The following is a 13,172-nucleotide window of genomic DNA, read 5'->3' as shown; positions in this document are numbered from 1 at the left end:
CCTCTGCCGCGCCCGATGGCCCGGCCCGCGCCGCCGCGTCCGGTGCGGGCCACCGTACCGACGCCGCCGGCCGACTCCGGGACGGCGTACGGCCGGCCCGGACTCCCGCTGGACATGGAGAAGTTGCTGGCCGCTCGGCTGCACGCGGTGAAGGTACGTCCCTACCTGGCCGGCGCACTCTTCGCGCTGCATGTGGTGGAGGACCGGTCGGTACCGACGATGGCGGTGGACGCGCACTGGCGCTGCTACGTATCGCCCGGCTTCGTGGCGCGCACCCCGGTCGAGGAGTTGGCGGGCGTCTGGGTGCACGAGGTCTCGCATCTGCTCCGGGACCATCATGCGCGGGGCGAGCGGTATGCGCGGGAGCACGAGGAGTACGGGCCGGGCGAGCGGCTGCGGCGCAACATCGCCGCCGACTTCGAGATCAACGACGACATCTACGGTGAAGGGCTGCTGCTGCCCACCGGGGCGGTGCTGCCGTCTCTGCTGCGGCTGCCCTTCGGGCTGCTGATGGAGGAGTACCTGCGGACGGCGTCGATGTCAGGGCTCACCGCGGACTTGGCCTGGCTGGACTGCGGTAGTGGTGCCGACGGGCAGGGCCGGCCGTGGGAGTTGGGGCCCGACGGCGCACACGGGCTGAGCGAGCAGCAGCGGGACGCGGTCCGTTTCCGGGTCGCCGAAGGGATCAGGGGCCGGCCGGGCGCCGCTCCGGAGGGATGGCGCCGGTGGGCCGACGAGGCGTTCCAACCGCCGCAGCCGTGGGCGCGTTTGCTGGGGGCGGCGATGCGCTCCGCGGCGAGTGCGCCGGGGGTGGGCGAGAACCACAGCTACCGGCGCCCGTCCCGGCGCTCGGCCAGTGTCCCCGGAGTGCTGCTGCCGAGCCTGCGCCGTATGCCGCCCCGGGTCTGCGTCGTGATCGACACCTCCGGATCGGTGAGCGACGCCGAGCTGGGCAGCGCGCTGCTGGAGGTGGCGGCGATCTCGCGTGCGGTGGGCGGGCGGCGTGACCTGGTCTCGGTGATCTCGTGCGACGCGGCGGCCGGGATCGCCATCCCGCTCTGCCGTGCGGAGAACATCGAACTGGTCGGTGGCGGCGGTACGGATCTGCGCTCCGGTTTCGCCCGGGCACTCCGCTCCCGGCCGCGTCCGGACGTGATCGTCGCCCTGACGGACGGCCAGACACCCTGGCCCTCCGCGCGACCGCCCTGCCGCACCGTCGTCGGTCTCTTTCCTCGTCCCGTCCGCGTTGCGGAAAGGAACCCCGATTACGTCCCGGGCACCCCGCCGTCCTGGGCGCGTGTCGTCACCATCGGCTGAGGCGGAGCTGCGAAGCGGCCGGGAGACCTACCGTACGCACGACATGCCAGGGTCAGGGCTTGAACGGGGGGCAGGTGCCGGATTCGAAGCCGAGGCTGTTGATGGTGGCGTTGTCGCGGGAGTCGCCCACGTAGTTGTACTGGTTGGTGCAGCGCTGGTCGGGGTCGGCGGGTCCGGGGGGTGCGGGCCGGTCTTCGGCCTGCGACGACTGGTCCGGCACTACCGGGGGGCAGGTGCCTGTGTCGGAACCGATGCTGTTGATGGTGGCGTTGTCGCGGGAGTCGCCCGCGTAGCTGTACTGGTTGGTGCACCTCAGGTCCGGATCCGCCGGCCCGGGGGGCACGGGCAGCCCGCCCGCCTTCGACGACTGCTGCGCTGCCGGGGGTGTGGCCGCGGTTGTTCGGCTCGATGCGGTCGAGCCGGACCCGCCGGAGGAGGAGACGGACGCGGAGACCGAATCACCGGGGTCACACGCGGTCAACGCCAGGCCCGCGGCCACGAGCAGCGAAGCCGACACACTCCAACGAACAGTACGCGTACGCATCATGTCCCTCTTTTACTTCTTGATGTATGTAGTCCTGCATCCAGTGGCAAAGACCCCGTTCACCCCCCGGGTGCTCACACGGCCACCGGCGACAGCGATGACTCTGGCACGCATAACGGCCCAGGTCAGCGCCTGTTACAGGCGCATGACACGACGCCAATGAACTGACGACTTCGCAACACCGTTGGCCGCGACGCGTCGGTGGCCCATGCGCGAAGAGGCACCGGCTCCGGAACAACTGCTCCCCGCGCCTGCGGGGATGGCGCGCCCGCCACAGCGTCCGGGCGTTCCTTTCGCAGCCTCGGGTCCCCGTACAGTCTCGCGTCCGTTACGACGGTGCGCGCAGCGCGTCCACCGGTTCCATTCGGGCGGCGCGCAGCGAGGGGTACAGGCCGGCGAGCAGGCCGACGAGGGCTCCGGCGAGTGGCGCGCCGAGAGCCAGGCGCAGGTCGAGCACCGGGGTCCACTGCTTGGTGACGGCGACGCACACCACGACGGCGATGCCGAGGGCCGCGCCGACGATGCCGCCGAGCAGGCCGATGGTCGTCGACTCCAGCAGGAACTGGCCGGCCACCTGCCGACGTGAGGCGCCCAGGGCGCGGCGGAGTCCGATCTCGCCGACCCGTTCCATCACGGTCACCAGGGTGACGTTGGCGATGCCGATCGCGCCGACCACGAGCGAGACCAGGCCGAGGACGAGGAAGAGACCGTTGACGTCGTTCTGGACGCCGTCGCGGGCCTTGGACAGGTCGGCCGGCGCGACGACGGTGAGGGAGTCCCCGTGGCCGGGCGCCAGGGCGATCGGTGTCTGGTGCGCGACCTGCTGGGCCGCGCCGAGGGCGGTGTTGACCAGTACGCGCGTGACGTCCTTCAGGCCGAGGCGGTCCGCGGCGGTGGTGGGCGGGAGCATCACAGCGGTGGACAGGCGCTGTTCGCGCTTGATGCCGCCCAGAATGCCGATGACGGTGTACGACTGGCCCTGGAAGAAGATCGCCGGGGCGTCCTGCACGTGACTGATGCCGAGGAGACGGGCGGCCTGGTCGCCGAGCACCGCGACCTGGTCGCGCCGGGCGATGTCGCCGGCGTCGTAGAACCGTCCCGCGCTCATCGCACCGTGTACGGCGGCGGGCAGCCCGGCCGAGGCGGCGACCACTGCCAGGGTCTGGCCGGAGAGGTCGCCGGGCGCGTTCACGTCGTTGGAACGTACCTGAACGCTGTTCGTCGGGGTGGAGTCGGCGAGGGCGGCGACCGAGTCCACGCCGGCCAGCCGCCGTACCGCGTCGGTCCCCGACCAACTCACCAGCGGCGCCGAGTCGGTGGTGACGCCGGCGGCCTCGGGCGGCACCACCACGGTCACCGAGGTCGCGGTGAGCGCGTCGAACCGGCCGACGATCTGGTTTCCGGCGGTGGACGCCACCCCGATGGTGATGACGAGCGTGGTGATGCCGAGCACCGTGCCGAGCGTGGTCAACGCGGACCGTACCGGGCGCGCCATGACGCCCGCGAGGGCTTCCGTCCAGAGGTCGCGGGGGTCCATCCAGGGGCGTTCGATACGTACCCCCGCCGATGACGCCCTTGTCGCGCGTTTCACTCGGTCTCCAGGGTGAGGCGGCCATCGGTGATCCGTACGCGCTGTCCCGCCCGGCGGCTGACCGCTTCGTCGTGGGTGATCAGCACCAGGGTCATGCCCTGGGCGCAGAGGTCGTCGAAGAGTTCCAGCACGGAGAGTGTGTTTTCGCTGTCGAGGTTGCCGGTGGGCTCGTCGCAGAGCAGCAGGGCGGGATCGCTGATCAACGCCCTTGCGATGGCGACCCGTTGGCGCTCTCCGCCGGACAGCCGGTCGGGCCTGAAGCCCGACCGGTGCCCGAGCCCCACGCGGTCCAGCGTCTGGCGGGCGCGGGCGAGGCGGCCCGCCCGGCCGAGACCGGGGCGGGGTCTGCGGTACGCCTCCGCCAGCATGACGTTCTCGTCCACGGTCCGGTACGGCAACAGGTGGAAGGACTGGAAGACGAACCCGATCCGGCTGCCGCGCAGCGCGGTGCGTTCGAGGTCTCCGAGCCCGGTGGTCTCCACCCCGTCCAGCCGGTACGAGCCGGCGGTGGGCCGGTCGAGCAGGCCGAGCGTGTTGAGCAGCGTCGACTTCCCGGAGCCCGAAGGGCCGACGACGGAGAGGTGTTCGCCGCGTCGTACGGTCAGGTTCACACCGCGCAGCGCGCGCACGGGCGGTTGGGAGTCGAAGGTCCGCTCCACATCGGTGAGTTCGATGACGGCGTCCGGGCCGGCACCGCCGTTGTCCGGCCCGGGCCGGTCGGTTGTCGCAACAGTGGTGGCAGAGGTGGGAGCAGGGGTGGGGCCGGTGGTCATTCGCCCACCACCACTTCGTCGGCCTGTTTCAGTGTGCCGCTGGTCGGCTTGACCTCGACGAGCCCGGCCGCGGAGAGCCCGACGGTGACCTGTACGTCGGTCAGCTTGCCGTCGCGCTGGACCTGCACCCGGGCCTGCCCGTCGGACGAGGTACGGATCGCGGCGACCGGTACGGTCAGCACCTTGCCGTCCGAGGCGCCGATCTTGATGCTCACCTTCACGGAGGCTTCGGCCTGGCCGGCCAGCGGGCCTGGTTCGGTTATGGAGATACGCAACTGCTTCGGGGCCGAGGCGTCGGTGGCGGAGGTGTCGGATGCGCCGGAGGTACCCGCGGAGGTGCCGGCGGCTGCGGGGCCGGTGTCTTCCGACGTCGTCCCGGCAGATCCGTCGCCGCTGCCCGCCGAAGTGGAGGGCGTCGTGGAGGACGTGGCGTCGGCGCCGAGTGCGGACACGGTGCCCTCCGCCTTCTTGCCCTCGGTGGTCGTCAGTTCGACCGCCATGCCCTTCCGGAGCAGTTTGGCGTCCGAACCCGGGACGACGGCCTGCACCACCAGGTCGGAGCTGGTCACCGTGCCGATCTGGTCGGACACGCTGTCCCCTGCCTTCACGGTCACCTTGTCCAGCCGTACGGGCAGCTTCGGGAAGAAGACGACCTCGCCGGCCGGGACCTTGGTCCCGTAAGTGGCCTGGAAGGTGCTGAGCGCGGCGTTCGCCATGTCCAGCGCCTTGTGCGCGGAATCGAGCTGTAGCTGATGAACCTGCGTGTCCGTGCTGGACTTCGGGCTCGGCGAACTCGGCGAACTCGGCGAGTCCGTGCCGCCGTGTGTGCCCGTCTCCGTTGTGGCGGTGCTGTCACCGGTGCTGCTGTCACCGGTGCTGCTGTCACCGGTGCTGCTGTCACCGGTGCTGCTGTCACCGGTGCTGCTGTCACCGGTGGTGAGGAGCGTCTCCTGGGCGGCGGACACCGCCTGTTGCAGTTGGCCCAGCTTCTGCTGGTCGTCGGCGCTCGGCTGCTGCGCTTCGTATCCCTCGTGCTTGTAGAAGTTGGTGACCGCCGTCGCGGTGCCCTGGCCGTAAGTTCCGCTGATCGCCCCGGGGTCGAAGCCGAGCCCCCGCAAGTCCTTCTGGAGCTGCTTCACATCGTCGCCGGAGGTGCCGGGGCCCAGCGCGCGGTACATCGGTACGGATCCGCTCAGCGCGATCACCGGGCGGCCGTTGACCGTCATCAGTACGTCGCCCTCCTTGACCTTGGCACCGACGACCGGTGCTTTGGTGACCCGCTGCTCGGCTCCCTCGCCGTCCGCGGCCGCTGTCGCCCCGGTGCCGACGGAGCCGGCCAGCGAGAGCGGCTTGGGCGAGGCGAACTCGACGGACCCAGTCGTGACCACGGTCGCTGTGAGCGACCGCAGTTGGACCGCTACGGTCACAGGACCGGCCTTCGGCGCGCGGTGCGCGGCGGCGGCGTCGGCCGGGGAACGCACCTGCGTACCGGCGAACCAGCCACCCGCGCCGACCAGGATCACCGCGCCCACCAGGGCGCCCAGTTGCTTGCGGCTGCTGAGAGGGTTCACGCGTCCTCGCCGTAGTACGGGTGGGCCTTCTCCTTCGGGAAGTACGCGGCCCGGAACTTCCTGCCGCACTCCAAGTCCTTGAGGGAGATGTCGATTTCCTTGGTCAGCAGGGGCAGCGCGGCCTCCTTGCTCATGCCGAAGTGGTTCTCCGGCACGTCCTGGTCCAGCCGCACCATGTCGACCATGCCGGTGGGCTGGGTGGTGCTGACCTCGATGCCCTGGGCCGTCAGGCACGCGGCGAACTGCTGGGCGAGTTGGACCAGTTGGGTATCGCCGTTGAGCTCAAGACCGTTCGCACGGTTCTGCTCGGTCTGCGCGTCCTCTTTCTTCTTCTCCGCGGCGGCGCTCAGCGGCGGTCCGTACGCCGCGGCACGTGCCGTCGCCTCGCATCCGCCGATCTTCTCCTCCCACTTGCTCTTGGCCGGAGGGCCGCTCAGCGCGACCTCGTAAGCCTTCAACTGAGCGGGGGTGAAGCCCTTCTCGTCGTCGTCGGAGGTGAAGCCGGCCTTTCCCGACACCCTTCCCGACGCTCTGCTGAAGGGAGCGTTCGGATCGTCGGGATAGACGGCGGGTGCGTAATTGCCGAACCCGTACTTCTGTCGGGACTTCTTCGCCAGCGCGTAGTCCTCACCGTCGGCCCAGCCGGCGGAGTCGCCCGTTTCCGCCGTCGCCACGTGTGGTGTGTAGGTGAAACCCTTCTTCTTCATGCAGGACGCGAGGGTGTTCTCGACGATGTACGTCTGCTTGGTCGCCTCATCCGCGCCGTCCGGGACGGTGAGTTGCGCCACCCCGTCGGCTGTCTTCGTGGTGCCGGCGGTGCCGGCAGCGCCGGCCGTCCCTGAGGCGGACGTGGAAGCCGTACTCGCCGTGTTACCGCCACAGGCGGCGAGGAGTGGCAGCAGAGCGACTGCCACGGCGGTAACGGTGGGAATGCGGAGGTTTTTGGGTAGGTTCATGGCATTTTCTCGTTTCCGGGGCCGGGACGCGCGGTCATGGTGGTTCAGGCTGGGCCCGCGGTGTGATGGGACCTGGCCCGGAGTGTGATGAGACGGCAACAGCCGTCTCGCCGCCCGGGGGCGCGCCTCGGCGCCCGTCACCGGGCTCGCGCGCATGTGATCATCTGGTAACAGGGCCGGGTCCGGCCCGGTCTGCTGTGGATACTGAGCACATGCCGCGTGTCCTGCTCATCGAAGACGACCGTGCTGTCCGTGAAGGCGTCCAGCTCGCCCTGCGCTATCAGGGGCACGACGTCGCCTCCGCCGGGACGGGCGAGGACGGGCTGGAACAGCTCAAGTCGTTCCGGCCGGACGTCGTGGTGCTCGATCTGATGCTGCCCGGCATGTCCGGGCTGGAGGTGTGCCGACGTATCCGCGCGGCCGACGACCTGGTTCCGATCATCATGGCGACCGCCCGGGGCGAGGACGTGGACATCGTGATCGGGCTCGAAGTGGGAGCCGACGACTACGTCGTGAAACCCGTACAGGCCCGGGTGCTCGAAGCCCGCATCCGCGCGGTCCTGCGCCGGGTCGGCGGCGCACCCGCCGACGGATCCGTACCGAAGACCGAGACGTACGGTGAACACGGCGAACTGGCCATCGACCGGGCCGGACTGACCGTCACCCGCCGGGGCGATCCCGTCGCGCTCGCCCCGTCCGAGTTGCGTCTCCTGCTCACCCTGTCCGCCTCGCCCGGCCAGGTGTTCAGCCGGCAGCAGTTGCTCGAAGCGGTGTGGGAGCACAGCTACCACGGCGACTCACGGCTGGTGGACGCCTGCGTCAAGCGGCTGCGCACCAAGATGGGCGAGGTACCCGGACAGCCGCGCTTCATCCAGACCGTGCGCGGGTTCGGCTACCGGTTCACGTCCCGGTGAAAGCCCCACCGCTGCTGCGCGGTCTGCGCGGCCGGCTGCTGACGGCCTTCCTGCTGGTCGCCGCCGTCGCCACCCTGACCACCGGCGCCCTGACGTTCCGGGAAGCGCGTACCGGCGTACTCCAGCAGAGCCAGGACACCGTGATCGGGCAGTTCCGGGATCACGTCAACGACCTCGCGGCCGGCCTCAGCTTTCCTCCGAACCAGGCCCAACTGGCCGCCCTCGCCACCGATGTGGCCCGCTCCGAACCGTCGGGGAACTGGCGCGTCATGGCCACCTACGACCACCTGAGCGCCACCTCCTCACCGAAGGACCCGTTCGACGAGTTGAGGCCCGCCATGCGCACGGCCGTACGCTCCCGGACAGCCACCGTCTTCCAACGTGTGACGACGAACGGCCGCCCCGCACTCGTCATCGGCCTGCCGGTCACCTTCGGCACGTCGCTGCCGAACGTGTCCGAACCCTCCGGCCTCGCGGTCTTCCTGACGGTGCCGCAGACCACCGAACTCTCCTACGTCCAGGCCCTGGTCCCCGCCGTCGAGCGGGCCACCGTACCCGCCCTGGTTCTGGCCGTCCTGCTCGCGCTGCTCGCCGCCCGTGGCGTACTGCGGCCGGTACGAGCGCTGCGCGGCGCCACCCGCAGCATCGCCGAAGGCCACCTGGACACCCGGCTCGCCGTCAACGGCACCGACGAACTCGCCGACCTGTCACGCACGTTCAACGAGACAGCCGCGGCCCTGGAGGGCACCGTGGCCGAGTTGCGGCGCATGGAGGCACGTGCCCGCCGCTTCGCCGCCGACGTATCGCACGAACTGCGCACCCCGCTGGCAGCCACCCTGGCGGTCACCGACATCCTCGACCAGAACGCGGCCCACCTCGATCCCAACACCGCCACCGCGGTGCGCCTCATCAGCGAGGAAACCGTCAAGCTGGCCCGCCTGGTCGAAGACCTGATGGAGATCTCCCGTTTCGACGCGGGCGCTGCCGGCCTGAACCTGGACGACATCGACCTCGCCGAATCCGTCCGGCGTACGCTCACCAACCGCGCCTGGCTGGAGACGGTGGACACCCAACTGCCCCTGCCCGGCGCGCTCCGCGGCCGCGTCGACCCGCGCCGCCTCGATGTGATCGTCGCGAACCTGGTCGGAAACGCGCTGCGCCACGGCGAACTCCCCGTACGGCTGCGCCTGTCCGTGGAGGACCACCCCGGGACCGGGGGACGGCAGGCGGTCATCGAGGTGCTGGACAGCGGGCCGGGCATCCCGGACAGCGTCCTGCCCCACGTCTTCGACCGTTTCTACAAATCGGACACCGCCCGGACCAGAACCGAGGGCAGCGGTCTTGGACTTGCCATCACAGCGGAGAACGTCCACCTGCACGGCGGCACCATCCGCGCGGCGAACGGTCCGGAAGGCGGCGCCGTCTTCACCGTCGAACTCCCTCTGGGACAGGGCGAGTCGGATCCCGAACCAGCGATGGAGAGCCACCCATGAGACCTGCCCACCGGAGGGCCCGGCCCGCACTGCTGGTCGCGGCGGGGCTCCTGCTCTCCGCCTGCGGCATCCCCACCACCGGTGTGGTCGAGTCAGGAGCGCCCGCCACGGGTATCCAGTCGCCCACCCTGATCTACTTCGTCAGGGACGGCGTTCTGATCCCGGTCCCCCGTAAAACGGGTCGCGAAGCAGACGCGGTGACGGCCATGCACATGCTCCTTCAGGGGCCGAACGGCGATGAACAGCAAGCCGGCGTGAAAACCGAGATACCACCGCTGACGGGCCAGCCGAAAATCTGGAACAGAGGCAAAACCGGGCTGTCGATCCAACTGCCCCCGGTCACCGGGCCGCTGAGCATCGCCGCTCTCAACCAACTGATCTGCACGACCGCCCACGCTCACCACACCCAAGACCCACACGTGAACGCGGTGCAGGTGACCGTCACCTACTCCTCGGGCGACTCCGGAGTCTGGCGCACCGACACAGCCAACGGAGGCTGCTCCCTGGCGACCTCCAGCGATGCCGTCCGCCCCTCCACCCAGCCGACGTGGAACGGTTCGGAACGTCCCGCATTGGGTGGAGCAACGGAATCTCCCCCCGACCAGGGGTGAGTCGAACCGGAGGATACGGCGAACTCATCCGCCGAAACCCCTGCCGAAACCCCGCCGGAACCCCTGCCGCGTCCCGCCTGCGGCCGGCGCCGGTGCCCGGGGGGAGAGACTGGCAGGTATGAACGAGAGCGGAGCGCGGGCCCTGGTCGTCCAGCACACCGAGCGGGGCGGCCCGGACCGCTGGACAGGGTGGCTCGCCGAGGGCGGACTGGCCCTGGACGTGGTGCGCCCGTACGAAGGGGAGACCGTGCCCGGGAAGCTGGAGCGGGACGCGCTGATCGTGCTGGGCGGCGGTTACCTGCCGGACGACGACGCGAGGGCGCCCTGGCTCGCCGGCACCAGGGCCCTGATGGGGCAAGCGCTGGAGCGCGGCGTACCGGTGTTCGGGATCTGCCTGGGCGGGCAGATGCTGGCGCAGGTCGGGGGCGGGGAGGTGCGCGGGGAGTACGGGGCACCGGAGTTCGGCAGTACGGCGCTGCGGTTGCGGGCGGAGGCGGACGAGGACCCGCTGTTCCGTGACCTGCCCGCGCGGCCGACGGCGGTGGAGAACCACGTGGACCGCATTGTCCGCCTCCCGGACGGTGCCCACTGGCTCGCCGAGAGCGACGCGTGCCCGTACCAGGCGTTCCGGCTCGGGGAACGGGCGTGGGGCGTGCAGTTCCACCCGGAGGCGAGCGCGGAGAGGATTCTGCGCTGGGACCCCGCGCGGCTTTCCCGCCACGGCGCGGCCGACCGTACCGCCCTCCATACCCGCGCCCGCCTCGACGAACCTGCCGCGTCCGCCGTCTGGCGAAAGCTGGCCCACCGCTTCGCGGCACAGGTTCGGACCCACTGAGCCCCCGACGTACCTCGGGGAGGCCGTGTTTACGAGGCCGTCGCGACCCCCTCGTCTGTCGCGGAAGCCCTGCGTTTGTCGCCGGCCCCCTGCGGGTTTGTCCTTGATCGGTAACACGGGTGTCCTGTGCGGGCGTTCGTATGTCCTGATGGGTGCACGGCATCGGCGGAGACAGCAAAGGGGCGGGCGGACATGGCGAGGCACAAGCGACTTGGGTGGCACGGCCGGGTTCTCGCGGCGGCGCTCGGGGTGACAGCGGTGGCCGTTGCCACATCCATGTGGACCGTGCAGGCCGCCCCCGCCGACGGGCGGCAGCCGCAAGCGGGTGCCTCAGCGCCGTCCGCCCGGCCCCAGGACCAGACAGTGGCCAAGGTGGCGGCGGACATCGCGCACGCCTCGGACCGCGGCGCCCGGGGCGTCAACATCACCATCGACGACGGACCGGACCCGACCTGGACGCCGCAGGTGCTGCGACTGCTGAAGGACAGCGGTGTGAAGGCGACGTTCTGCATGGTGGGCACGCAGGCCCAGGCGTACCCGGACCTGGTCAAGGCGGTCGTGGCGGGCGGGCACCGGCTGTGCGACCACACGATCTCGCACGACACCACCATGGACAAGAAGTCCGAGGCCTATCAGTCCAAGGAGATCCTGGATGCCGAACGCATGATCACCAAGGCGTCCGGAGGCGTCCGGCCGCAGTATTACCGAGCCCCGGGCGGTGCTTTCACCCCGTACAGCCGGCAGCTCGCCGCGTCCCGGGGAATGCGGCCGCTGGGCTGGAACGTCGACTCCAAGGACTTCGAGCGTCCCGGCGTGGAGACCATCGTCGCCACCGTCAAGAGTGAACTCCCCAACGGTCCGACCATCCTGTTCCACGACGCGGGAGGGGACCGCTCCGAGACCTTGGCCGCTCTGCGCGAGGTGCTGCCGTGGCTGAAGGAGCAGGGGTACTCCTTCGGCTTCCCCGTGCGATGAGCGAGGTTCGCCCGCACGGACAGGGATGCCCTTCCGAGTACTTGCCAGGGCATCGGAGTGGTCCGACACCTCTCCTTCTACGTCGGCAGGTCGAGTCGCCTACTCACCGGCGCGGGCCACGAGCAGCGGCTGGAAGAAGCCCGTCTCCTGCGGCATCCGCCACTGGGGGCCGACAAACCCGGCCTCGGCTGCGAGGCCGGTCAGCCGGTCCCGGGCGAGTGCCCAGTAAGTAGTACGGCGGACCTGGACGCGCCATTCTTCCCCTGCCGGAAGGAGCTGGAAGTGCTCCAGGTCGTAGTGCTCGCCGTCGTCATGCCAGTGCCAGAGCTGGAAGGTGACGGTTCTTTCTTCACCGTGGGCGCGGTCGACGTTCCTGTGGACCTGCGGAGGCGTCGAAGCCGGGCGGTCGCGCAGCAGGTCGTCGTAATCGCGTGTGCTGACCAGGAGCATGCCGTCGGGACGCAGTACGCGGTACATCTCGGCCAGGGCGGCGCGCACATCCTGCTCGGTCAGCAGGTGAGGCAGCGAGTTGTCGGCGCAGACGACCGTGTCGAACCGGCCATCAGGAAACGGAAGACGCCGCATGTCGGCAGCGGCCGTGGGCAGGCTCAGGTTCCGGCGGGCGGCCTCACGGGCGGCGCGGGCGGCGGCGCGGGGGCTGAGGTCGGTGCCAGTGACCCGGTGTCCGCGCAGCGCCAGGCCGATGGCCTGTGTGCCGATGCCGCAGGAACAGTCGAGGGCCGCCGCGCGATCTTGGCCGATCAGGGCGTCCAGGGCGACCCCTTGCCGACGGATGCTCGCGTCCCAGTCCGCGTAGATCAGGTGGTAGTCGTCAGCCAGGTCGTCGTAGAAACGCGCCACCGATGTCTCGGGCATGGCCCGAGATTACCGGGCCTCATTCCCCGGAGGCGCCGGTCATGCGCATGATCGGCGCGACGCCTCACTGCCGGCAGCACTGTCACCACGGGAAGCCGCGCACTCAGAGCTGACGCAGCCCGATCAGCACCCTCTCCATCAGCGTCGGGCTCGCGGCGCCGTCCTCGTCGTTCGCTGTCCCGTGGACAACGATCAGTCCTTGGTCCGCCATGTCACCGAGGAGGACCATGGCCACCCCGAGGGGCATCGCGAGCAGCGCCGCCACCTCGGCCACCGACCTCGGTTCCTGGCACAGCCCGAGCACCGCGCGGTGTGGCTGGGTGTCAGCGTTGCTGCTCGGTTCGGCGGCGGTGACCAGGGTCTCGATCTCGAAGTGATGGCGTGACCTGGTCCGGCCGCCCGTCCACACGTAGGCGCGGACGGATGCGGCCGGCGCTTCCCCCTCGGCGTCCTCGGGTTCCCAGGTGGCCAACTGGTCGTCCACCGTGGGCGCCTGCCCGTACGACTCGTAGGCAGGCGCCGGCGACGCCTCCTCTTTCTCGTGCTGCGGCACGTCACGCGGCGTGCCACGCGTACCGGACGCCTTTCGCCTGCGTCGCGCGTTGCCGAAACTGAACGCGTTGAGCACGTCGGCGAAGGTCTGTTCGTCGTCCGCGTCCTGATCTCTTCGAGGCCCGGACGGGCCTCCACCGGTGCTCATGTTCTTCTCGTCCGCG

General features: G+C 70.3%; 13 protein-coding genes. 6 read left to right on the top strand and 7 right to left on the bottom strand.

Going from position 1 to position 13,172, the window contains the following annotated elements:
- The first annotated feature begins 114 nt into the window (after positions 1-114).
- Complete coding sequence (locus QR77_RS17925) at positions 115-1,317, top strand: VWA-like domain-containing protein (protein WP_040028186.1); 1,203 nt, start codon at positions 115-117, stop codon at positions 1,315-1,317.
- 52 nt (positions 1,318-1,369) lie between these two features.
- Here QR77_RS17925 and QR77_RS48760 read toward each other — a convergent pair whose 3' ends face one another.
- The 5 genes from QR77_RS48760 to QR77_RS17900 all read right to left on the bottom strand — a co-directional run bounded on the left by QR77_RS48760 (position 1,370) and on the right by QR77_RS17900 (position 6,710).
- Positions 1,370-1,660 carry a hypothetical protein gene (locus QR77_RS48760; RefSeq protein WP_236710717.1) on the bottom strand — a complete coding sequence of 97 codons (291 nt, stop codon included), beginning with the start codon at positions 1,658-1,660 and terminating at the stop codon, positions 1,370-1,372.
- A gap of 529 nt (positions 1,661-2,189) precedes the next feature.
- A complete protein-coding gene (locus QR77_RS17915) occupies positions 2,190-3,452 on the bottom strand; it encodes an ABC transporter permease (protein ID WP_236710716.1) in 1,263 nt (420 codons plus the stop codon).
- Entirely contained in the window at positions 3,449-4,225 is a 777-nt protein-coding gene (locus QR77_RS17910; RefSeq protein ID WP_236710715.1) for an ABC transporter ATP-binding protein, read from the bottom strand. Before QR77_RS17910 ends, QR77_RS17915 begins: the two co-directional genes overlap by 4 nt.
- Positions 4,222-5,796 carry a peptidoglycan-binding domain-containing protein gene (locus QR77_RS17905; protein WP_040022897.1) on the bottom strand — a complete coding sequence of 525 codons (1,575 nt, stop codon included), beginning with the start codon at positions 5,794-5,796 and terminating at the stop codon, positions 4,222-4,224. The genes QR77_RS17910 and QR77_RS17905 overlap by 4 nt, the downstream gene beginning before the upstream one ends.
- Complete coding sequence (locus tag QR77_RS17900) at positions 5,793-6,710, bottom strand: hypothetical protein (protein WP_236710714.1); 918 nt, start codon at positions 6,708-6,710, stop codon at positions 5,793-5,795. The genes QR77_RS17905 and QR77_RS17900 overlap by 4 nt, the downstream gene beginning before the upstream one ends.
- A gap of 254 nt (positions 6,711-6,964) precedes the next feature.
- Between QR77_RS17900 and QR77_RS17895 the strand changes: the two genes are divergently transcribed.
- From QR77_RS17895 to QR77_RS17875, 5 genes are all read left to right on the top strand, one after another.
- Positions 6,965-7,666, top strand: coding sequence for a response regulator transcription factor (locus QR77_RS17895; protein WP_040022893.1), 702 nt, complete (start codon positions 6,965-6,967; stop codon positions 7,664-7,666).
- Complete coding sequence (locus tag QR77_RS17890; protein ID WP_052488866.1) at positions 7,663-9,159, top strand: HAMP domain-containing sensor histidine kinase; 1,497 nt, start codon at positions 7,663-7,665, stop codon at positions 9,157-9,159. The genes QR77_RS17895 and QR77_RS17890 overlap by 4 nt, the downstream gene beginning before the upstream one ends.
- The gene (locus QR77_RS17885) at positions 9,156-9,770 is read left to right on the top strand and encodes a hypothetical protein (RefSeq protein ID WP_052488865.1); all 615 of its coding nucleotides are present in this window, start codon (positions 9,156-9,158) and stop codon (positions 9,768-9,770) included. The genes QR77_RS17890 and QR77_RS17885 overlap by 4 nt, the downstream gene beginning before the upstream one ends.
- Positions 9,771-9,888: 118 nt before the next feature.
- Complete coding sequence (locus QR77_RS17880) at positions 9,889-10,605, top strand: type 1 glutamine amidotransferase (protein WP_040022891.1); 717 nt, start codon at positions 9,889-9,891, stop codon at positions 10,603-10,605.
- Between the two features lie 192 nt (positions 10,606-10,797).
- Entirely contained in the window at positions 10,798-11,580 is a 783-nt protein-coding gene (locus QR77_RS17875) for a polysaccharide deacetylase family protein (RefSeq protein ID WP_040022889.1), read from the top strand.
- 99 nt (positions 11,581-11,679) lie between these two features.
- Here the strand turns inward: QR77_RS17875 and QR77_RS17870 are convergent, their stop codons facing one another.
- Positions 11,680-12,456: a class I SAM-dependent methyltransferase gene (locus QR77_RS17870; RefSeq protein WP_040022887.1), complete on the bottom strand. Its 777-nt coding sequence runs from the start codon at positions 12,454-12,456 to the stop codon at positions 11,680-11,682.
- A 103-nt stretch (positions 12,457-12,559) separates the two neighbouring features.
- Positions 12,560-13,156, bottom strand: a complete 597-nt coding sequence (locus tag QR77_RS17865) for a DUF742 domain-containing protein (protein WP_052488864.1) — start codon at positions 13,154-13,156, stop codon at positions 12,560-12,562.
- Between the last annotated feature and the right edge of the window lie 16 nt (positions 13,157-13,172).

The sequence above is a fragment of the Streptomyces sp. 150FB genome (genome assembly GCF_000818195.1).
GTDB lineage: Bacteria > Actinomycetota > Actinomycetes > Streptomycetales > Streptomycetaceae > Streptomyces.
Note: the sequence above shows the minus strand (reverse complement) of the source record. Positions and strands in the feature narration are given on the sequence as shown.

What these genes read in the sequence shown, in the direction of transcription:
- QR77_RS17925 (WP_040028186.1), top strand. Translation starts at nt 115, where the DNA reads ATGGAGAAGTTGCTGGCCGCTCGGCTGCACGCGGTGAAGGTACGTCCC.
- QR77_RS17910 (WP_236710715.1), bottom strand. Translation starts at nt 4,225, where the DNA reads ATGACCACCGGCCCCACCCCTGCTCCCACCTCTGCCACCACTGTTGCG.
- QR77_RS17895 (WP_040022893.1), top strand. Translation starts at nt 6,965, where the DNA reads ATGCCGCGTGTCCTGCTCATCGAAGACGACCGTGCTGTCCGTGAAGGC.
- QR77_RS17885 (WP_052488865.1), top strand. Translation starts at nt 9,156, where the DNA reads ATGAGACCTGCCCACCGGAGGGCCCGGCCCGCACTGCTGGTCGCGGCG.
- QR77_RS17880 (WP_040022891.1), top strand. Translation starts at nt 9,889, where the DNA reads ATGAACGAGAGCGGAGCGCGGGCCCTGGTCGTCCAGCACACCGAGCGG.
- QR77_RS17875 (WP_040022889.1), top strand. Translation starts at nt 10,798, where the DNA reads ATGGCGAGGCACAAGCGACTTGGGTGGCACGGCCGGGTTCTCGCGGCG.
- QR77_RS17870 (WP_040022887.1), bottom strand. Translation starts at nt 12,456, where the DNA reads ATGCCCGAGACATCGGTGGCGCGTTTCTACGACGACCTGGCTGACGAC.
- QR77_RS17865 (WP_052488864.1), bottom strand. Translation starts at nt 13,156, where the DNA reads ATGAGCACCGGTGGAGGCCCGTCCGGGCCTCGAAGAGATCAGGACGCG.